26 protein-coding genes are annotated in these 19,357 nt (G+C 58.4%); 8 read left to right on the top strand and 18 right to left on the bottom strand.

The genetic code is table 11. The features are described from left to right. Nucleotides 1-8 precede the first annotated feature (8 nt). Nucleotides 9-632: a LysE family translocator gene (locus ACR0DK_RS03185; RefSeq protein ID WP_223116951.1), complete on the bottom strand. Its 624-nt coding sequence runs from the start codon at nucleotides 630-632 to the stop codon at nucleotides 9-11. A gap of 65 nt (nucleotides 633-697) precedes the next feature. Between ACR0DK_RS03185 and ACR0DK_RS03180 the strand changes: the two genes are divergently transcribed. Next, nucleotides 698-1,150, top strand: a complete 453-nt coding sequence (locus ACR0DK_RS03180; RefSeq protein ID WP_170392676.1) for a MarR family winged helix-turn-helix transcriptional regulator — start codon at nucleotides 698-700, stop codon at nucleotides 1,148-1,150. A gap of 62 nt (nucleotides 1,151-1,212) precedes the next feature. Then, nucleotides 1,213-2,448 (top strand): adenylate/guanylate cyclase domain-containing protein, encoded by a 1,236-nt coding sequence (locus ACR0DK_RS03175; protein ID WP_223116950.1) that lies wholly within the window; start codon nucleotides 1,213-1,215, stop codon nucleotides 2,446-2,448. Nucleotides 2,449-2,504: 56 nt separating this feature from the next. On the opposite strand, the gene ACR0DK_RS03170 is transcribed toward ACR0DK_RS03175, so the two are convergent. Next, on the bottom strand, nucleotides 2,505-3,443 hold the full coding sequence (locus ACR0DK_RS03170; RefSeq protein WP_255611813.1) for a hydrogen peroxide-inducible genes activator: 939 nt from the start codon (nucleotides 3,441-3,443) through the stop codon (nucleotides 2,505-2,507). 122 nt (nucleotides 3,444-3,565) lie between these two features. Between ACR0DK_RS03170 and ACR0DK_RS03165 the strand changes: the two genes are divergently transcribed. After that, nucleotides 3,566-4,252 (top strand): GNAT family N-acetyltransferase, encoded by a 687-nt coding sequence (locus ACR0DK_RS03165; protein WP_480734734.1) that lies wholly within the window; start codon nucleotides 3,566-3,568, stop codon nucleotides 4,250-4,252. Between the two features lie 46 nt (nucleotides 4,253-4,298). Here the strand turns inward: ACR0DK_RS03165 and ACR0DK_RS03160 are convergent, their stop codons facing one another. Further along, nucleotides 4,299-5,108 carry a division plane positioning ATPase MipZ gene (locus ACR0DK_RS03160; RefSeq protein ID WP_170402416.1) on the bottom strand — a complete coding sequence of 270 codons (810 nt, stop codon included), beginning with the start codon at nucleotides 5,106-5,108 and terminating at the stop codon, nucleotides 4,299-4,301. Nucleotides 5,109-5,326: 218 nt separating this feature from the next. Here ACR0DK_RS03160 and ACR0DK_RS03155 point away from each other — a divergent pair, with 218 nt between their 5' ends. The 3 genes from ACR0DK_RS03155 (at nucleotide 5,327) to ACR0DK_RS03145 (ending at nucleotide 8,651) form a co-directional block, all read left to right on the top strand. Continuing rightward, complete coding sequence (locus ACR0DK_RS03155) at nucleotides 5,327-6,214, top strand: AEC family transporter (RefSeq protein ID WP_480734733.1); 888 nt, start codon at nucleotides 5,327-5,329, stop codon at nucleotides 6,212-6,214. Nucleotides 6,215-6,332: 118 nt separating this feature from the next. Next, complete coding sequence (locus ACR0DK_RS03150) at nucleotides 6,333-7,922, top strand: MFS transporter (RefSeq protein WP_480734732.1); 1,590 nt, start codon at nucleotides 6,333-6,335, stop codon at nucleotides 7,920-7,922. 51 nt (nucleotides 7,923-7,973) lie between these two features. Next, nucleotides 7,974-8,651, top strand: a complete 678-nt coding sequence (locus ACR0DK_RS03145) for an SOS response-associated peptidase (protein WP_170686613.1) — start codon at nucleotides 7,974-7,976, stop codon at nucleotides 8,649-8,651. 78 nt (nucleotides 8,652-8,729) lie between these two features. Here the strand turns inward: ACR0DK_RS03145 and rpmE are convergent, their stop codons facing one another. Further along, nucleotides 8,730-8,951, bottom strand: coding sequence for a 50S ribosomal protein L31 (rpmE, locus tag ACR0DK_RS03140; protein ID WP_170542971.1), 222 nt, complete (start codon nucleotides 8,949-8,951; stop codon nucleotides 8,730-8,732). Nucleotides 8,952-8,962: 11 nt separating this feature from the next. Then, a complete protein-coding gene (gene rplS / locus ACR0DK_RS03135; protein WP_039541573.1) occupies nucleotides 8,963-9,346 on the bottom strand; it encodes a 50S ribosomal protein L19 in 384 nt (127 codons plus the stop codon). A gap of 369 nt (nucleotides 9,347-9,715) precedes the next feature. Here rplS and ACR0DK_RS03130 point away from each other — a divergent pair, with 369 nt between their 5' ends. Then, the gene (locus tag ACR0DK_RS03130; protein WP_170648527.1) at nucleotides 9,716-10,516 is read left to right on the top strand and encodes a glycoside hydrolase family 25 protein; all 801 of its coding nucleotides are present in this window, start codon (nucleotides 9,716-9,718) and stop codon (nucleotides 10,514-10,516) included. 2 nt (nucleotides 10,517-10,518) lie between these two features. Here the strand turns inward: ACR0DK_RS03130 and trmD are convergent, their stop codons facing one another. The 12 genes from trmD to ACR0DK_RS03070 all read right to left on the bottom strand — a co-directional run bounded on the left by trmD (nucleotide 10,519) and on the right by ACR0DK_RS03070 (nucleotide 17,980). Further along, nucleotides 10,519-11,322 carry a tRNA (guanosine(37)-N1)-methyltransferase TrmD gene (gene trmD / locus ACR0DK_RS03125; protein WP_170392667.1) on the bottom strand — a complete coding sequence of 268 codons (804 nt, stop codon included), beginning with the start codon at nucleotides 11,320-11,322 and terminating at the stop codon, nucleotides 10,519-10,521. Next, nucleotides 11,319-12,134 carry a hypothetical protein gene (locus tag ACR0DK_RS03120; RefSeq protein WP_170425117.1) on the bottom strand — a complete coding sequence of 272 codons (816 nt, stop codon included), beginning with the start codon at nucleotides 12,132-12,134 and terminating at the stop codon, nucleotides 11,319-11,321. The genes trmD and ACR0DK_RS03120 overlap by 4 nt, the downstream gene beginning before the upstream one ends. Then, nucleotides 12,134-12,637 carry a ribosome maturation factor RimM gene (gene rimM / locus ACR0DK_RS03115; RefSeq protein WP_170802230.1) on the bottom strand — a complete coding sequence of 168 codons (504 nt, stop codon included), beginning with the start codon at nucleotides 12,635-12,637 and terminating at the stop codon, nucleotides 12,134-12,136. Before rimM ends, ACR0DK_RS03120 begins: the two co-directional genes overlap by 1 nt. Continuing rightward, nucleotides 12,630-12,776, bottom strand: a complete 147-nt coding sequence (locus ACR0DK_RS03110) for a hypothetical protein (RefSeq protein ID WP_170392664.1) — start codon at nucleotides 12,774-12,776, stop codon at nucleotides 12,630-12,632. The genes rimM and ACR0DK_RS03110 overlap by 8 nt, the downstream gene beginning before the upstream one ends. A 2-nt stretch (nucleotides 12,777-12,778) precedes the next feature. After that, nucleotides 12,779-13,414 carry a 5,6-dimethylbenzimidazole synthase gene (gene bluB, locus ACR0DK_RS03105; RefSeq protein WP_170402403.1) on the bottom strand — a complete coding sequence of 212 codons (636 nt, stop codon included), beginning with the start codon at nucleotides 13,412-13,414 and terminating at the stop codon, nucleotides 12,779-12,781. A gap of 12 nt (nucleotides 13,415-13,426) precedes the next feature. Continuing rightward, nucleotides 13,427-13,816, bottom strand: a complete 390-nt coding sequence (gene rpsP / locus ACR0DK_RS03100) for a 30S ribosomal protein S16 (RefSeq protein WP_010437590.1) — start codon at nucleotides 13,814-13,816, stop codon at nucleotides 13,427-13,429. Nucleotides 13,817-13,858: 42 nt separating this feature from the next. After that, nucleotides 13,859-14,155, bottom strand: coding sequence for a chorismate mutase (locus ACR0DK_RS03095; protein ID WP_170392662.1), 297 nt, complete (start codon nucleotides 14,153-14,155; stop codon nucleotides 13,859-13,861). Continuing rightward, on the bottom strand, nucleotides 14,152-14,691 hold the full coding sequence (locus ACR0DK_RS03090; RefSeq protein WP_170662929.1) for a GNAT family N-acetyltransferase: 540 nt from the start codon (nucleotides 14,689-14,691) through the stop codon (nucleotides 14,152-14,154). The genes ACR0DK_RS03095 and ACR0DK_RS03090 overlap by 4 nt, the downstream gene beginning before the upstream one ends. Next, nucleotides 14,688-15,239, bottom strand: coding sequence for a GNAT family N-acetyltransferase (locus ACR0DK_RS03085; RefSeq protein ID WP_170402397.1), 552 nt, complete (start codon nucleotides 15,237-15,239; stop codon nucleotides 14,688-14,690). The genes ACR0DK_RS03090 and ACR0DK_RS03085 overlap by 4 nt, the downstream gene beginning before the upstream one ends. Beyond that, complete coding sequence (locus tag ACR0DK_RS03080; RefSeq protein ID WP_170625088.1) at nucleotides 15,236-15,751, bottom strand: GNAT family N-acetyltransferase; 516 nt, start codon at nucleotides 15,749-15,751, stop codon at nucleotides 15,236-15,238. The genes ACR0DK_RS03085 and ACR0DK_RS03080 overlap by 4 nt, the downstream gene beginning before the upstream one ends. A 41-nt stretch (nucleotides 15,752-15,792) precedes the next feature. Beyond that, nucleotides 15,793-17,301, bottom strand: coding sequence for a signal recognition particle protein (gene ffh, locus ACR0DK_RS03075; protein WP_170402391.1), 1,509 nt, complete (start codon nucleotides 17,299-17,301; stop codon nucleotides 15,793-15,795). A 160-nt stretch (nucleotides 17,302-17,461) separates the two neighbouring features. After that, nucleotides 17,462-17,980, bottom strand: a complete 519-nt coding sequence (locus tag ACR0DK_RS03070; RefSeq protein ID WP_170392657.1) for a hypothetical protein — start codon at nucleotides 17,978-17,980, stop codon at nucleotides 17,462-17,464. A gap of 89 nt (nucleotides 17,981-18,069) precedes the next feature. Between ACR0DK_RS03070 and ACR0DK_RS03065 the strand changes: the two genes are divergently transcribed. Then, nucleotides 18,070-18,600, top strand: coding sequence for a prolyl-tRNA synthetase associated domain-containing protein (locus tag ACR0DK_RS03065; RefSeq protein WP_170392656.1), 531 nt, complete (start codon nucleotides 18,070-18,072; stop codon nucleotides 18,598-18,600). On the opposite strand, the gene ACR0DK_RS03060 is transcribed toward ACR0DK_RS03065, so the two are convergent. Then, nucleotides 18,601-19,341, bottom strand: coding sequence for an aspartate/glutamate racemase family protein (locus ACR0DK_RS03060; protein ID WP_170465150.1), 741 nt, complete (start codon nucleotides 19,339-19,341; stop codon nucleotides 18,601-18,603). Nucleotides 19,342-19,357 lie beyond the last annotated feature (16 nt).

Raw genomic sequence — 19,357 nt, 5'->3', positions numbered from 1 at the left:
TCTTTCGGTTACGAGGCGGCGCGCAGGGATTTGAAGCCCAGCAGGACTGCCGCCAATATCATGAAGCTGCCACCGATCCGGTCGAGCCAAAGCCTTGCCGGCCCCTGCAGGCGCCGGGCCAGCCAACTGGCAGTGGAGCCATAGGCCATCAGAAACAACCCGTCTATGATCAGATATGTGGCCGAGAGGATGGCGAATTGCGGCCAGAATGGCAGCGCGCCATCGATGAACAGCGGAAACAGAGCGGCGAAGAACACCACCGCCTTGGGATTCGCGGCAGAGGTGATGAAGCCCTGCATCCAGAGCGCCTTGCGGCTGGCACGTGGCGCATCGCTGGTTTCGGCAACGCGTGCCTTCACGATTTGCTTGACGCCGAGATAGACCAGATAGGCCACGCCCAACCACTTGATCACGGTAAAGGCGGTCCCGGACGTGGCGATCAGGGCAGCCAGACCCAGACCGGCGGCCAACATTTGAAAGAAATTGGCCGTCAAATCACCCGCAGCGGTAAAAAAACCTCGCCGCAGCCCATTGGTTGCCGAGTTCGACAGCATCAGCAACTGGCTTGGCCCCGGTGTGCTCATCAGCAGCAACACCGTCGCCACATAGGTGATCCAGATATCAAAACTCATCTCGTCTCCGGTGATCCTTCAACTTGTCACTTGTCGAATAATAGTTGATTTTGTAACTAACAAGGATGACCCAGCCTAAAAATGACCAAAAAGATGAGTTTGATTTGCGAAATTTCCTGCCGTTCCTGTTGAATCAGGCGGCCGAGGAAAGTTCGCTTGAGTTTCAGCGCGTTTACAAGGATCGCTACGGAATGCTGCGAACTGAATGGCGGGTGCTGTTTCATCTGGGCAATCATGGTGAGATGACCGCACGCGACATTGTTGAGCGTGCCAAAATCCACAAAACCAAGGTCAGCCGTGCGGTCAGCCGATTGCAACAGCGCCGATATTTGCAAAGGTTGCGGGATGAAAATGACCGGCGGGTTGAGCGGCTATCGCTGACCTCGGCTGGCCAGAAGGTTTATCGTGAGCTAAGCGGTATCGCGCAGGATTATGATCAGAAACTGGCATCGCGTTTCACCACGGGTGAGGCCGCTTTGCTGCGCATGATGCTGCGACGTCTGGCCGGAATGGATTAGGGTACTGGTAATCCGGTACAGCTGCCCCCAGATCAACGTCATAACGGACACAGGAACGACACATGACAGCGCCGGATTCCCCAACGGCAAAATCCCATGATCTGATAGATTGGTTGGTGACCCGCGGCCTGGAAGGGGCCGACAAACAAGAACTTCTGGACGGGTATTGCACCCGTTTAGTTGATCTTGGTGTGCCCTTGATGCGCTTTCATGCGGCGCAACCGGCCTTGCATCCCGTCTATGGCGGAACGGGCTATAGCTGGTACCGCAGCAAAGGAAGTAATCTGGAAACCTTCGAGTATTCCGAAGAGCCCAGTGAAGTTTGGACACAAAGTCCGCTGTATGCCGTATTGCACGAAGATATCGATGCTATCCGTGAACGGCTGGTCGATCAGAACGAACCCAGCCGTTTTCCCCTGCTAAACGAGTTGCGGGAAAACGGGGCCACGGACTATTACGCGACTGGCATCAGCTTTGATATGCCGGCTCAACGCAACCCCTATGATGCGAAAGAGGCAATCGACGGCGTCTTGATGTCCTGGTCCAGCAATGCGCCGGAAGGATTCTGCGACGATGATCTGGACGTAATCAATACGGCGCTACCGCATCTGGGGCTGGCTCTTAAATCAGCCTCGAACGCGCGGGTGTCGAAAGATTTGATGCGGGTTTATCTGGGGCGCGATGCCGGTCGTCGGGTCTTGTCCGGTGAAATCCGTCGCGGGTCACTGCAGCAGATTGATGCAGTGATCTGGAACTTCGATCTGGAAGGGTTCACCAGCCTGTCGGAAGAGATGCCAGGGATCGAAGTCATAGATATGCTGAATGACTACCTGGGTGTGGTGGTCGATGTTGTTCATCAATGCGAAGGCAACATCCTGAAGTTCATGGGCGACGGTGTCATGGCGATGTTTGATGTCGGCGAGATCGATGCCGATGCCCGCGCTGCGCTGGCTGCGGCGACCATGCTGCAAGAGCGCATGGCCGAATTGAACACTCAGCGGAGTTCACGGGGACAACCGGTTTCGAACTATACGCTGGCATTGCACTCTGGTGAGATCCTCTATGGAAACATCGGCTCCGAAAGTCGGCTGGATTTCACGGTAATTGGTCCGGCGGTCAACCAGACGTCCAGAATTGCGGGGATGCATCGGTCACTGGGGCAGCGCATCCTGATTTCCGACGATGTAGCCCGCGCGGCGCATCCTTGTGATCAGGACCTGATTTCGGTCGGGCGCTATATGTTGCGGGGTGTGGCTGAACCAAAAGAGTTGTTTACCATCTACAGAACAGCTGGCTAGATCTGGCCATTGTACAGCTGCTTAATGCGGTAGCTTGAGGCCAGAGGTCAACACCACTATTTTTCAACGCTGACCAATCCAGAATAATCTGTCTTGGCAACGCTGCGAATGGCGTCTGAGATAAAGCTGAATGCGCGATGGTGGCCACTGGATGCGCGCCAGACAAGGCCAATCGACCTATTCAGGCGGCCGGGCCTATAGGGCACAAGTGCCACGTCCCCGCCAAATTTGGGCACTTCGGACGCCACATAAAGTGATGGAAGGAATGAGATTCCGATATTCATAGCGGTCATCTGACGAATGGCATCCAAACTGGTGCCTTCATAGTCATACAGCAGATTTGCGCCGACCTCCTTGGTCAGGTTTTCGATCTGGCTGTGGAGGGTGAAGCGCCGCGACAGGACCAAAACGTTTTCCCCCTTTAGATCTTCGTCTTCTACATATTCCTTTTTTGCCAGCGGATGGCTGAGGGCCACAGCCAGATGAAGAGGCTCTCGCAGTAATCGCTGAACAAAAACATCGGCCGATTTCACCGGCAGTTGCGTCAGAATAACGTCGTGCATTCCGCTCAGCAGTTCTTGCAGCAGTTCTGAGGGGGGGCCGTCACGCACGATCAATCTCAGATCTGGGTGGTTCTGATGCAAATGCAGAAAAACGCGCGGCAACAGATAGGGCCCCAGCGTTGGGGATGAGCCGAGGCGAAAACTTCCTGAAAGTTCGGATTTCATCCGATTGTGTGTTTCTTGTAGGGCCATCACATCAGATAGTATGCTTCGGGTTTGCTCAAGAATTTCTCGTCCTTCAGGCGTCAGCATCGCTCCGGCGCGGCCTCGTTCGACGAGGTTCAGACAAAGCACAGATTCCAAATTGGCAATCTGCAGGCTAAGGGAAGGCTGGCTAATGCCGATACGCTCGGCGGCTTTCCTGTAGTGGCCAGTGTCGGCCAGCGTACGGAAATAGGACAGTTGTTTCAATGTCAGCTGGATGTCGATCAATAGGTTTTTCCAATCAAATATTGTTGAATAATAGGCTATCCTATTTTGCTGGAATATCCAACAATTGGCGCAGTCTCTTGTTTCAGAGCACTTGGTGTTGGTGTGTTCGCTCGGAGGACGTCATGAACATTCAAAACAAATCTATTCGATCTGAACACTCCTGCGGGCATTCGAGATCAGTTGATCTGCGCAGATTGAGGTCGCAGGGCGTTCTTTCCGAACGTGAAGTCAAATGGTGTCAGTCGAACGGTGTCGAGGTCGCTTACGACCCGATTCAAATAGGCTGGGTCCCACTGGAATGTGAGGATGACATCCTGGGCACATTTGGGCGTCCGAATCCCCGGCCATTCCACTTCCGTGCATGGGATCTGAAGGACTCGGCAGAGTATGCGGCGATGCTTTCCTCTGAGCGCCTGTGGCGCTATCTGCCGGAGGTCTATCCAGGCCCAATCAGTGCGGACGATGCCGCCCAATTGATCGAACTGGGCTACGAAGATCATCATCAGGTGTTGGCCATCGAGAAAGATGGGCACGCAATCGGACAGGTTCGTATGCTAGAAAAGGGATCGGGCAGCGCCGAAGTCAGCTATTGGTTGGGTGAGAAGCATTGGGGCAAGGGGTACGCCAGTTCGATCGTCGCACAGTACTGTGACGAATATTTGCGCCAACGCCCCAATGTTTACCGGGTGATCGCGGTTGTGCACGCAGACAACTTGGCATCTCAAGCTGTTCTCCGGAAATGTGCGTTTACTGACTCTGCGCGCGACGGAGCGTGGCTTACACTTGAGCGGCTACGTAGAGCATCTTAAGGCACTTGGATTTACTTTGGTTAGCTGTGCAGGCGCTGCCACGCGGCTAGAAGTCGATCTCAACACCCGGCAAGCTCAGTTCCTTCATCATGTCGCGCAGTTCCTGGCGTGCGGCGATGTTGGAGATATTGAGCTGCTTGACCCCGATATCCTTGAGGTCCAGCAAAGTCAGTCCTCGCGGGAACAACTCGCGGAAAATCACTCGCTCGGAAAAGCCCGAGGCGACGCGGAAGCCGATGCGCTGTGACAGCATTTCGATCGCGCGTTGCATCTTTTCCTTGTTGACCATGCGCTGGGTGCCGACCCGGTTGCGGACGACGACCCAGTCGATTGGTTTCAGCCCAGCTTGGGCGCGCAGTTGGCGGGCATTCCAGACCATTTCGGAATAGACTGAGGGGCCAAGGATTCTCTCACCTTTGGAATCGATCCGCGCCAGCAGGTCAAAATCGATGAAACTGTCGTTCAGCGGTGTAATCAGCGTATCGGCCAGCGAATGTGCAACCTGGCTGAGTCGAGTGTGCGAACCTGGGCAGTCGATCAGGATGAAATCGCTATCGCTTTCCAGTTCGGCCACGGCGGCCGAAAGGCGGTGGTCATAGATGTTTTCACCGGGTTGCAGAGCGCTGGCGTCAATCTCGGGCAGGTCGTGGTGGCGTGGGCTGGGCAGAGACAGGTCCGAGCCGTTCAGGAAGTTCAAGCGGTTCTCGAAATAACGACCCAGACTGCGCTGCCGCAGGTCAAGATCGAGTGTGCTGACCTTGTGCCCCAGCCGTGCCAATGCAGTGGCCACATGCATCGACACGGTTGATTTGCCTGCGCCGCCCTTTTCGTTCCCGACCACAATGATATGTGCCATGCCTGTATTCCCAAGTCCCGCCGTGTTTGCCTACACGTTGTTGGCAGCCACTATATGTTGTGTAGGCCGGGAAGGGAAGAACCTCGGGCCGTCTTGAGCGGTATTATCAAGCCTCAAATTGGAAAAGTGCTTGGTACTTGGGGGTTAGGGTAAATCCTTGCCAAACACACACCCCTGTTTCACTGTCCATCCTATGGATTTGTGATCGAGGGCAGCCATTGGATCATCTGTTTCTGAACGTTTTGAACGTGGTTCTGCCTGTCCTGATTTGCGCTGGAATCGGTAACGCTCTGGCTTTGATCAAGGCCCCCTATGACAACAAGGTCATTGGCGGGATCGTCTCGCGGGTCGGGTATCCGACGCTGATTATCTCGCACCTTTCAACCACCCAGATTGCGGTCGGCACCTTTCTTGATGTCATGATGGCCGCCGCTTTGGCGATTGCAGGTTTTGGGCTGTTGGGGCTTGTCGCGCTCAAACTGATGCGGCTGCCGGTGCGGGCATTTCTGACGCCACTGATGCATGGCAATGTCGGCAATATCGGCCTGCCCATTACCCTTTTGGCGCTGGGCGATGCGGGAATGGCCTATACGATGGCATTTGTGGTGGTTGTGCTGATCAGTATCTTCACGATCGGCATGTGGATTCCGGCCGGAGAGTTCTCACCCAAGAAACTGGCGACTTCGCCGATTATTTACGCGGTCGCACTGTCGCTGGTGTTGATGGCGACGGGCACCAGCCTGCCGCAACCGGTGGCCAAATCCTTTGATATTCTGGGCGGTCTTTCAATCCCGCTGATGTTGCTGACGCTGGGCCACACGCTGGCGACCCTGCGGATCAAAAGCCTTGGCCGAGCCGTTTTGCTGACGGCGCTGCACCTGCTGATGGCTGCGGTGATTGCCAGCGCGTTGGTCTGGAGCTTCGGCTTCACTGGGGCTGAGCGGGGCGCGGTGATCCTGTGCTGTTTGATGCCCTCCTCTGTCGCGACCTATTTGTTCATCGATCAGCATGTGCCGGAATACGGACCCGATGTGGCCGGGTTCATTCTGGTTTCGACTCTGTCCACGATCTTGGTGCTGCCATTGGCGCTGTCCTACTGGATCTAATAGGCGCTGCGCGCGCAGCGCGCTAAAAACAGTATCTATCAGCAAAAAACCGTTTAATAATAGGCACAACACGGTGCCCGAAGGGCCAGCGCGCTATTCCTGAACGGGGGACAGGCAGATGCCAAAAGACGTCACTGACGACATATCCGGCGCGGGAGGGGCACGTCTGGTTCTGGTGATGACCGCGCTGTGCATGATGGTTGTTGGCTTCAACACAACCGCCGTTGCGACGATCCTGCCAAATCTGAAGGCCGAGTTCGATCTGTCGCCTTCCAGCCTGCAATGGGTGATGGCGATCTATACGGTGGTTAGCGCGACCCTCGTTACCATCGTCAGCCGATTTGGCGATATCACCGGCAAGATGGGCGTCTTCTTTGCCGGAATGATCGTGTTCGGTCTTGGCTCGGCCCTTGTGTTGTTTTCACAGGATGCAGCCATGTTGCTGGCAGGCCGCGGGGCCCAAGGTGCCGGGGCGGCAGCGCTGTTTGGCACCTCGCTTTCGCTGCTAACTGCCGCCACGCCCGAGGAACAACGGGCCAGCGTCACCGGTGCCTGGGGCGCGATCGTCGGGCTGGCAATTGGTGTTGGTCCGATCGTTGGCGGCGCGTTTGCGCATTACCTCAGCTGGCGGGGCGTGTTTGCCACCGATCTGGCGCTGCTGATCGTGGCCTTTGCGGTCGGGTTGCGGGTCAGCAAAGAGCATTACGTCCCCGACACCCGTCTTGCAGGCGCAAAGTTCGATCTTGCGGGTGCAATCGCACTGGTCCTGCTGCTTGGCCCGCTATCCTTCGCCCTCAGCAATGGGGAAAGCCACGGATGGGCCACAAGATCGACCCTGTTCCCGCTTGCCGTGTCGGCTGTAGCGGTGATTGCACTGATCATCACCTCGCGCCGCAGCGCGGACCCTCTGATCGAGCTGCGCTACTTCCGCCACCCCCGTTATTTCATGGCGGCGGCAGGGATGTTCATTACCGGTTTCGCGCTGTTCAGCTTTTTCGTCTATTTCAACGTCTTCGTGCAATCGCCAGATGCATTCGGTCTGTCTGCCGTCGGGGCCGGGGTGGCGATCCTGCCGCTAAGCCTCAGCATGTTCGTCGTGTCGGTGGTCGCCCCGCGCTTTCTGGCGCCTTACAGTTTTCGATGGCCGGTGATTTTGGGCATGGGGTTCATGGCCTGCGGGTTCCTGCTGTTGACCACAACGACGAACACAACCGGAATGGGCGCAATCTGGTGGAAGCTGGTGATCATCGGAATCGGGATGGGCATCGGCTTTTCGCTGCTGCCGCGTCTGGGCTTGCGCTTGTTACCGGAAGAGCATGTGGGTCAGGGTTCGGGCGTGGTGAATGCGTTCCTTTATTTTGGTGCCACGCTTGGTGCGGTGGTCGGCGGGTTGGCCGAAGCGGTCACCACCCGGCGTGGCCTGACCGAGGTGATCAATGCCTTGCCCACCGGGTCCGAGCAACGGGCTGATCTGGCCCATGCGCTGACACATGGCACCGCAAGTCAGGTGCAACAGCTTATCGCTGGGCTTGATCCGACCACAGGCGAAACGCTGGCGCGTGCCCTGCGGGATTTGCAGGATGATGCCTTTAACAGCGCTATGTTTGTCGCTGCCATGGCGACGCTTTTGGGGATGATCCTAGCCGCCGCGCTGCTGCGGGGACCAGTGCCCCCACCACACAGCGCCGTTGATCTGACCAAGGACTGAATGCCCAATGGTTCCCTTGTGACCGCGGCCCAATCGGCCTAGGTTTTCGCCATGTGTGGAAAATTTGCAGCCGGTCACCTGACACAGCGGGAAATGCTGGCGATTACTGAGTATTTTCTCTACGGCAAGGTCTCGCCTGATCTGCCCGAACAGCTGCCTTCGGGCGGGTACAATGTGTCTCCGACCAATCGGGTTGGCATGGTCCGTTGGGACGGAGACCGGGCCGAGCTGGCGACGGCGCGCTGGCAGATCAAGGACCCGCGCAGCAAGAAGCCGATGATCAACTCGAAGATCGAAAATGTCAGCTTCTGGAAGGAGTACTGGAACAAGGGGCGCTGTCTTATTCCGGCGCTGGGCTATTACGAATGGCCCAAGGATCAGGGCCATGATTGTCCGGTTTACATCACGGTTCAGCGCAATGCCCCGGTGATGTTCTTTGCGGGGTTTTACCGAACGGATGATGGCAGCCACAGCTGTACGATCCTGACCCGACCACCCAGCCCTCAGATCGCGCATATTCACAGTCGAATGCCGGTGATCCTGACCCCGGATGAGATCGAAAGCTGGCTATCGGGCGTCACAACTGCGCAAGAGGCGCAGCAGTCGTTGGGCACGCAGTACGAAGGCCGGTTCGAATATCACACCGTCAAACCCATCAAACGCGGGGCCGAGGGTGAGGACATGATCGAGCCCTACACGCCGCCCGTCCAGACCGGGTTTGATTTCTGAGCATGCAGTAAACGCGGCAGGAGAACAAAAAAGGCCGCCCAAACAGGACGGCCTTTCGCATCTTGAATAAAGTCCGGCTTAGAAGCCCAGACCTTCGTATTTCTTCTTGAACTTCGACACACGGCCGCCAGCGTCCATCAGGCGCGACGAGCCACCGGTCCATGCGGGGTGCACGGAGGGGTCGATTTCCAGAGCCAGCTGGTCGCCTTCGGCGCCCCAGGTGGATTTCATCTGAACCACGGTGCCATCGGTCATTTTGACGTCGATGAGGTGATAATCGGGATGGATGTCTTTTTTCATCTTTCCGCTCCTTACGCCTCGGCGCCAGCCTTGGGCTTGTAGTTGGTGACTTCTGCGATACGTGCGGATTTACCGCGACGGGTACGCAGATAGTACAGTTTGGCGCGACGAACGCGGCCACGGCGGACAACGGTGATGCTGTCGATATTGGTCGAATGCAGTGGGAACACACGCTCCACGCCTTCACCAAACGAAATCTTGCGAACGGTGAACGAACCGGCGATGCCGCTGCCACCTTTGCGCGCGATGCAGACGCCTTCGTAGTTCTGCACACGGGTACGCGACCCTTCGGTCACTTTAAAGCCGACACGGATGGTGTCACCGGCTTTGAAATCGGGGATGTCTTTCCCCAGGGCGGCAATTTGCTCCGCCTCAAGCTGTGCGATCAGGTCCATCGCATTTCTCCTATCTGCTCGTGGTTGGTCCACGAAGTTTGGGCACGGCCTGAGAGCTCTTGGTCTTCACCGGGTCCTGCGTACAGCCCGCCAGAGGTCAGATCGAATGTTCCTTTTGGTCCGGTCCGCCCTGTCGCGCCGGTGCCGAAGAAAGCTGGGCGTCACGTCAGGATGCAAACCAAAACACCGGAGTCGCATAACGCCACACCGGATTGCGCTGCTTTACGGGCTTTGCGGGCGGGGATCAAGCCTTATTCTTGGTGAAACAGGTGAGTTTTTGCCACCCGTCAAATCCACCGTTGCCTTGTTCACCAGATCAGGCATTCTGGGATTAATTATAAGAGCAGATATTTGATACAGGATCATAAGATGCGCAAAGCACTTCTGCTGGCCGTTATGGCGCTTGCACTTGTCTCATGTGGTCGCCGCGGCCCGCAACCTCAGGTGGTTGAGCCGCAGGCCTTCGCGGACACGACCCCGCCTTCGATCATCTACCCCGCCTTTGGTGACGCTGACCCGCACCCGTGGGAGGGACGTCATCCCGGCCATTACCCGGTGCATGGGCTGGATGTCTCGCGTTGGCAGGGGCCGATTGATTGGCGCACCGCGCAGAAGAACGGTGTCAGCTTTGCCTTCATCAAAGCCACCGAGGGCGGAGATTTTACCGACCCGATGTTCGACGAGCACCGACGCGGCGCACAAGCTGCCGGAGTGCCGTGGGGGGCCTATCACTATTATTATTTCTGCCGTCCGGCCCATGAACAGGCGCGTTGGTTCATCCAGAACGTGCCCAAAGGGGCCGACCTGCCGCATGTGCTGGATATGGAATGGACGCCCCATTCCAAAACCTGCACCCTGCGCCCTGATGGCCGAACCGTTCGGGCCGAGGCGCAGCGGTTCCTTGATATTCTCGAGCGCCACTATGGCCGACGCCCGATTGTCTACACGACGGTAGATTTCTACGGCGACACCGATATCGGACGACTTCCCAAAACTGAGTTCTGGCTGCGCTCGGTCGCGGGCCACCCGCGCAACGTTTATCCAGGCTCGGTCTGGCGGTTCTGGCAATACACCGGCACCGGGCTGGTGCCGGGGGTTCAGGGTAAGGTGGACATCAACACCTTCAACGGCACACCGGAAACCTGGGCGTTGTGGAAGGCAACCCGTTAGTCTTAGCCCTTATCTTCTGATTTTCGATAGGCGTCCCACAGATCCGGCCGCCGTTCGCGGGTGATCTGTTCCGACATTTCATGACGCCAATCCGCAATGCGTCCATGGTGGCCTGACATCAGGATCTCGGGGATCGGGCGGCCTTTCCAGTCGGCGGGGCGGGTGTATTGCGGATGCTCCAATAAGCCAGAGGAAAAGCTCTCCTCCTCGGCTGAGGCCTGATTGCCCAGAACGCCCGGGATCAGCCGCACGGTGGCGTCGATCAGGGCCTGCGCGGCGATTTCACCCCCGGTCATGACAAAATCACCCAAGCTGATCTCTTGCACGCCGTAATGTTCCAGCACCCGCTCATCGACGCCTTCGAAACGACCACATAGCAGTGTCATGCCATCGCAGCGAGCCAGGTTTTGCATCATTTTCTGATCCATCCGACGCCCACGTGGGCTGAGGTAGATCAACGGCCAGTTGCCCCGGATGCCCGCCATCGTATGCTCAATGGCCTCACCCAGCACATCGGCACGCAGCACCATGCCCGCACCGCCGCCCGCAGGGGTGTCATCCACATTGCGGTGCTTGCCGATCCCGAATTGGCGCAAATCCACAGTTTCCAACTGCCATAGCCCTTCTTGCAGGGCCTTGCCGGTCAGGCTTTCGCCCAGAACACCGGGGAAGGCAGATGGGAACAACGTGATGATCTTGGCCTTCCACACCCCGTGCAGATCGGGCGTCGGCGTCATCAACTCGCGCGGCTTCAACGTTGGACGGATGGCTTTGCGGCCATGGGACTTTCCGGGTTTATCTGTCATCTCGAGCCGATCAGATCGTTCTGGGTGCTTTGAACCAAAGCCGTCTTTTGATCGATCAGCGCAGCATCGTCCAGATCGGATCGGTTCATTTCCAGCATCTGCTGCAAGACATCCTCGGGCAGGCGTGGGTTTGATCGGGTCGGGCCTACCAATTCGGCGGCTTTGTCCGCAGGCAGGTCAAGGAATTCAGCAAAAGTGCTTCCAAGCCCATGTCGCTGGCCCTGCAGGTCTTCCAGCCATTCGGTGCGGACCGAGACCGAGGGCAAACGGTCGCGCACAGCCGCAGCAGCAATCTGAGGCGACGGCACCGGTTCAAGCCGGGCGCGAAAGGTCTCAAAATCCTGAATCAGGCGCGATCGTTGCAGATCATGCGCCCACAGGCTGCGTAGCCAGCTTCCCCGTTGGCGCAGCGAGTAGTAGATCGTGATATGCACCTCTTCCCCGGCAAACCGGTCGCGGATCAGGCCGACAAGGCACGAGGCAAGCTCGGGCGCGGCCTCATATCCCACCGCGACATTGCGGCTAGGGCGCAGGCCCGAGAAATTCTCTTCGCTCAGAACCAGCCCGCGCTTCTGGCCGAATTCCAGTGAATTCAGGAAGTGCCGCATCTGATCCTTGAAATCGCTCATCGCGCCGGGGGTGCCGTAGACGGAATAGCGTGTGGCTGCTTCGGACAAGCCGGTTTTGCGGGTCCGATAGGGCAGGACCAACGCATGGTGCGGCCAGATCAGTGAGCGGTTTTCGAACAGAAAGGACTGTGCCGCCGTTGTCCCGGTCTTGTGCAGACCCAGATGCAGCAACACGCGGCGCATTACAGCAGGCCCTCGGGCGGGTCGGCGATGATGCGGCCTTTTTCCAGATCAACGGTCGGAACGGATTCGAGTGTAAACGGCAGCAGCACGGTGGCCTTTAAGCCCGGACCGTGCAGTTCCAACAGATCCGCCGCGCCGTGATTTTGAACCGATTTCACCCGGCCCAGCAGCGTGCCGCCGGTATCATAAACCTCAAGCCCGATAAGGTCGGTGTGGTAAAACTCATCATCCGGCAGCGACGGCAATTGATCGCGCCGCGCATAAAGGCGCAGACCGTTCAGCGCATCCGCCGCTTCCTTCGTCTCAATGCCACCCAGCCGGGCGGCAAAGCCGTTCTTGATCGCGCGGGTCAGGACTACGGGATAGCGCTCTTTACCTTCTTCGTCTGTCAGCGGCGAATAGCCTTCGATATCCTCGGGGACGGCACAGAAACTTTTCAGCCGCACCTCGCCGCGCACCCCATACGAGCCCGCGATGCTGCCTACGCAGATCAGATCACTCATTTCGACCATCCGTCACACATAGCCCGTCCCGCCATTGTCCGATCACCTCGCACGCCTCGCGCTGGTTCGAGCGTTCGAAGAATACGCCCACAATAAATGCGATCGCCAGCAGGATGGGAAGACGTAACAATCCGAACATGTCTAGCGCACCTCGATGGGCAGAGAGGTGTCTCTGCATTCCCAGCCGACCTGCTCCAGTTCCGGCGTATCGGATTGGGCCTCGGGCCAGCCCAAGCAGAAATATCCGATCAACCGCCAGTCCTCGGGGACATCCAGATCGCGCACCATCTGGTCCGGGTCGAGGATCGAGACCCAACCCAGCCCCAGCCCTTCTGCCCGTAAGGCAAGCCAGAACAGGGTGATGGCAGAGACCACAGAATAGCGCCGCATCTCGGGCATAGTACCTGCGCCCAGACCTTGACCCTTGTCGGTGGCATCGTCGCAGAACACGGCCAGCTGCACCGGAGCTTCTTTCATCCCGGACAGTTTCAGCTGGCTGTACAGCTGCGCCTTTTCGCCGGAATACCCGCTCAGCGCCCGCTCGTTGGCCGCTTGGAAATTCTTCAGCGCCGCGTCGCGCGCGGCCTGACTTTCGATGCGGATCACGCGCCAGGGTTCGCTGAGCCCAACAGAAGGGGCCAGTCGAAACGCGTCGAGGCAGCGCGTAAGCACTGCCTCGTCAATTGCATCGGTGCGAAACCGGCGCACATCACGCCGGAGCCGCATCAACAGATCGAACTGCGTGCGAAAATCGTCGGAAAAGGCCTGATCCTGCACGCGCCCGACTGCTTATTCTTCTGCAGCAGCTTCTTCAGCCGGTGCAGCAGCCGCTTCGGCAGCTTCAGCAGCCTTGGCAGCTTTCTCTTCCGCGCGTTCCTGAGCTTTCTTGCCCGGAGTGCCCTTGTTGGGGTTGTTGCGCTCGGCCTTGTCACGGGCGCCGGCAGCTTCCAGCATGCGTGCGATCCGGTCGGTGGGCTGTGCGCCCTGATCCAGCCAGTACTGGATGCGCTCCATGTTCATTTTCACGCGCTCTTCGCTGTCTTTCGGCAGCAGCGGGTTGTAGGTGCCCAGTTTTTCGATGAAACGACCATCGCGCGGCATACGGCTATCAGCCGCAACAATGCGATAGAAGGGACGCTTTTTCGAGCCGCCGCGGGCGAGACGAATTTTCATTGCCATGGTGGTATCTCCTTTGAATGGCGTATCCGGTGCTAGACCGGCTTAGTTCTGGTGTTTCTTGTGGTGTCGGATGACTTCCTGAATGATGAAATTCAGAAAAGCCTTGGCGAAATCGGGGTCCAGATCGGCCTCTTTCGCCAGGTCTTCTAACCGTGCGATCTGCGCAGCCTCGCGCGACGGATCGGACGGGGGAAGGTCGTGTGCGGCCTTGAGCTTGCCAACGGCCTGCGTGTGCTTGAACCGCTCGCCCAGCGTATAGACCAGGATCGCATCCAGCCGGTCGATGCTTTCGCGGTGATCCTTCAACAGCGCGGCAGCTTGTGTCACGGGGTTGTTCATTGGCCGGTCCTTTCGGTGGTCAAATCAATCTGCGGATGACGCCAGATCTGAGCGTGCTTGCCCAGAAGCTCGGCTCTCTCAATCTCCAGCGTTGCGTCCAGCCGTTCGGCCAGCGCGCGCGAGCGGTCATTGGCATGGGCGATGTAGGAAATCACACCGTTCAGCCCCTGATGCCGAGCTGCATAGTCGCGTGCAGCCGCAGCGGCCTCAAAGCCCAAACCTTTGCCTTCGGCCTCTGCCATCAGCGTCCAGCCCAGCTCGGGCTCCGCCCAGCCGGGTACGTAGATCATGCCTGCCCATCCCACGAATGCGCCGCTGGCCTTTTCAGTCAGATGCCACAGACCATAACCGCGCAGCGCCCAATGACCCAATCTGTTCGAAAGAGAGCTCCAGCTTCCAAGAGCGTCCTTGGGGCCACCAACCATATGGCTGCGCTCGGTCGCGTAGAACGCGGTCATCGCAGGCAGATCGTCCAGATGCGGCGCGCGCAGGATCAGGCGATCGGTTTCGACGGTGGGTATAGTGAACGAGGTCATGCGTATGCCTCCACGCCACCATTTACCAGATCGGCAGGCGCAGAATGACGCCAGACCTGCATCGCCCCGAAAGCCGGGTGTTCGAACATATATTCAAACTGCGCGCCCAGCCGTTCCGCGACAGCCTTGCTTCCCAGATTGTCCGGATCGATCAGCGAGATTGCGGTTTCCCAGCCCAGCACGTCATAGGCATGTGCGCGTGCAGCCAGTGCCGCTTCGGTCGCATAACCCTTGCCGGTGGCGTGGTTCATCAGGGTCCAGCCAATTTCGGGCTCGGGCCAGCCGTGAGGGTTCCACAAGCCAACATGGCCTACATAGGTGCCGGTGTCTTTTTCCTCGACACCCCAGAAGCCATATCCCCGCATCGCCCAGTGGCCTAATAGCATCGCAACAGCGCGCCATGTCTCATCCGGGCGTTTCGGGCCGCCGACGAATTTCGAGGCGTCGCTGGCAAAAAACTCTGCCTCAGCCTCAAAATCGGCCTCGCAGGGGGCCCGCATGATCAGGCGTTCGGTTTCCAGCGTTGGTATGGCCATGGCAAGTGTCATGCCTGCACCTCGCCGTATCGCCAGACATGCTGGGTTGGACCAAAGGCGCTTTCGGCAACGGCGTCGCGCGTTGCACCCAGACGCTGTGCCAATGCGTTCGAACGCGTGTTGGATTGCGAAACGTAACTTACGAACTGACCGGACCCGAGCAGATCGAAGCCAAAATCGCGAACGGCGCTGCACGCTTCGGTCGCGTAACCTTGCATGCGGAACTTGCTATCGAACATATAGCCAAGCTCGGGCTCGTGATCGTCCCATTCGAGGCCCAGAATGACGAAGCCAATGACCTGATCATCATCGTCTTTAAACGTGACGGTGAACAAGCCGTGACCATGCAAAAGCCAGCCTGATGTGTAGTAGGAAAACTCAGTCCAGGCGTCTTGCTCGGTATCGCCAAAGCTGTCCTTGCAGATCGACGTCCAAACCGGCAGGTCGTCCAGAGTGGGCGCACGCAGAACCAGCCGCCGGGTTTCAATGACCGGCAGGGCCGCGCGATACTGCGCTGCTGCCATCGCCGCCTTTCCGGACGGGGGCTGGGTGCAGCGTGCTGACGTCACTTTTTCTTTCCAAAACCGCTCAACCCCGGGGGCAGGCCCATGCCGCCACCCAGTCCGGGCAGACCGCCGGGCATCTTACCGCCCATCGCTTTGGCGGCTTGTTCCAGCGCCTTGGGGTCCATGCCCGCAGCCATTTCCTCGGGGCTTGGGCCACCTTTGCCGAACATGCCTTTCATGGCCTGTTTCAGCATCTTGCCTTTGCCCATTTTGCCCATCTTTTTCATCATGTCGGACATCTGCCGGTGCATCTTGAGCAGCTTGTTGAGATCGCTGACCTCCATACCCGAACCGGCGGCGATGCGTTTCTTGCGGCTCGCTTGCAGCAGTTGCGGGTTGGCGCGTTCGCGTTTGGTCATCGACTGGATCAGCGCGATTTGCTGGCGCAGGATTTTATCGTCCAGACCGGCCTGATCCATCTGCTTGGCCATCTTGTTCATGCCCGGCATCATGCCCATCATGCCCTGCATGCCGCCCATCTGGATCATCTGCTCCAGCTGCATTTTCAGATCGTTCATGTTGAACTGACCTTTGACCATGCGCTTCATCATGCGCTCGGTCTGTTCCATCTCCATCGTTTCCTGGGCTTTTTCGACCAGAGCAACGATGTCGCCCATGCCCAGAATACGACCGGCGATCCGGTCCGGCTCGAAGGTTTCGAGCGCGTCCATCTTCTCGCCCAGACCAACAAAGCGGATCGGCTTGCCGGTGACCGCGCGCATCGACAGCGCCGCACCGCCGCGCCCGTCACCGTCCATACGGGTCAGGACCACGCCCGAGATGCCGACCTTGGCATCAAACTCTTCGGCCACTTCAACAGCGACCTGACCGGTCAGGCCGTCGACCACCAGCAGCGTCTCGCGCGGGTCGACCACGTTACGAACCTGCTCGACCTCGTCCATCAGGACTTCGTCGATATGCAGACGGCCCGCGGTGTCGAGCATATAGACGTCATAGCCGCCCAGCGTTGCCTGTTGCTTGGCGCGCTTGGCGATATCAACCGGCGTCTGACCGGGTACGATCGGCAGCGTATCTACACCAACCTGCGTGCCCAGAACCGCAAGCTGATCCATCGCCGCTGGGCGATAGACGTCCAGCGAGGCCATCAGGACCTTCTTGCCCTCTTTCTCTTTCAGGCGTTTCGCCAGCTTACCGGTGGTGGTCGTCTTACCCGAGCCTTGCAGGCCGACCATCAGGATCGGCGCAGGCGGGTTGTCGATCTTCAGCGCGCCGGGGTCTTCTTCGCCACGCAGTGTATCTACCAACGCGTCGTGCACGATCTTGACGACCTGCTGGCCGGGCGTGATCGATTTGGTGACAGCTTGACCGGTCGCCTGTTCCTGTACTTTCTTGACAAACTCGCGCGCCACCGGCAGCGAGACGTCGGCCTCAAGCAGGGCAACGCGGACTTCGCGCAGGGCGGTTTTCACGTCTTCTTCAGACAGGGCACCCTGTTTGGTCAGCCGGTCAAAGACGCCGGAAAGGCGTTCGGATAGATTTTCAAACATGCCTTCGGCCTCCTTAGCCGGTTATCTGGTGGCGTGCCCTAGATAGGACGCGTCGGTTAAATGCACAAACGCCCCCACGGGCGAAACTCGCTGGTGGGGGGCGATCCCTGAACGACTCAAGGGACCGGAAGATCAAACGCTTCCGGATGTTGGCGGCGATTTAGGCCGATTGGCTGGCAGAGTCAACCTTGCGTGCCGGAAGCCAATCGTTGACCGCATCCACCAGCCGATGCGCGCCGCGCCCACTGGAATAAGCCTCGACAATGGGATGCCGTCCGGCGCTCATGCCCTCATCCAGTATTAGGACAGGGCGATAGAGGGTCGATGTGCCATTGTCGCTACGTGAGGTCGTGCTTTCGGTTTCCGCGTGCGAGAGGTGCGAGAGCTCATGTTCCACGGCATCATATCCAAAGACTGACTGTCTGCGGATCAGGATGCTGTTATTATTGCGATCCAGTATGACCTGCACGCGCCGGACAAAGGCGCAAAATGCACCAAAACCCATGCCTCCGCCGAATAGTGCGAAGAAAATGCCGAACAAGATACCCTCGCCACCTTCACTGGCCAAGAAGACGCCCGCGCCGACAAATGCCAGAATGAAGAAAACCAGCGTGATGCCGATGAACCATGGCGTATTGGACAGGATCAGTTGGCTCGGAGTGTTACGCGTGACTTTCATGGCGGCACGCTAGCACCGAATGCCGCGCCTGTCGTGGCTTGAATTTACCTGTCGGTTGGGCGATGAGCGCGCCATACGAGGAGGTTCCCATGGACGCATCATCTGCCTTTCAGGATACGTTGCCGCTCAGCTCGGATGCGCTTTTGGCGCAGTTGGATGAATGGGGGCTGCCCTATCGGTTGCATACACATATCCCGCTGCGCACGGTTGAGGATGCAAAGGGGGTGGAAGGCCAGTTCATGGTGCCGGGTGAAAACACATTGCGGCTTAAGAACCTGTATCTGCGCGACAAGAAAAAGCGGAATTATCTAGTGACGCTGGAACAGAGCCGCGAGATCGACCTCAAGGCGCTGGGCGCGGAGTTGGGGGTTGGCAACCTGTCCTTCGGCTCGGCGGATCGGCTGTTCCAGAACCTCGGCATCCGCCCTGGCGCGGTCAGTCCGCTGGCGATGATCAACGGCGTTGAGAACAACGTTAAGTTCTTCATGGACGCCGCCGCGCAACAGGCCGATGTCATCAACATGCACCCTTTGGTCAACGACCGAACCGTCGTTTTGTCGCGCGAAGACCTGATGGTGTTCTTTGATAAGATCGGGTGCGAGATAAACTGGCTGCCGTGATCACCCCTCAAGCGCTTCGTTCAAAGCGGCAGCGACATGGGCGGCGGAGGGGTTGACGAACAGGTGACCGTCCGCCTCGAACACCGGATCGTCCAGATGATCGGGGAAGGCCAGAGGCAACTCGGTACAGGCCAGCAAGATCGCGGTTCCGGGTGTGGCGTGTTTGTTGCAGAAGGCCAGCAGGCGCGCATGTGCGGTGTCGGATGCGCCGCCGTAGAAATCACTGTCGATCATCGCCTGCATCTCGGCGATCTCAGGCTCGGGCAGGCGTGTGTTTGCCGTGATACCCTCGGCGGCCAGCCGGTCGGCATAGTTTGTGGCCTGCATGGTGACTGCGGTTCCAAGGACCAAAGCATTGGTGGCGCCGGTCGAGGCGGTCGCGTCGGCGGTTGCGTCAAAAATGCTGAGAATAGGCATGGAGACGCCTTCGCGGATCGTGTGAAGCCGCGCGTGTGGCGTATTGGAGGCGATGATGCCGAAATCGCAGCCTGCGTGTTCCAAAGTCAGCAGTGCTTCGCGGAACACCGCGTCGAAAGCGGCCCAGCTGTCTTCGTCACCGGCCACGCCGCGCAAGGCGCGGGTTTTGGCTTGGGTGACGGATTCGATGGTCATGGGTGGGATGGGCAGCGGCGATCCGTGGCCGCGTTCAGCAAAATACCGACCCGCGCCTTCAGCGATCGCCCGGTAGTAGTCGACAGTTGAGGCCCAGCCAACACCGCCCAATATTCCAATCTTTTTCATGTGAAACGCCCAGTCT

The organism is Ruegeria sp. CE6 (assembly GCF_056537485.1).
Note: the sequence above shows the minus strand (reverse complement) of the source record. Positions and strands in the feature narration are given on the sequence as shown.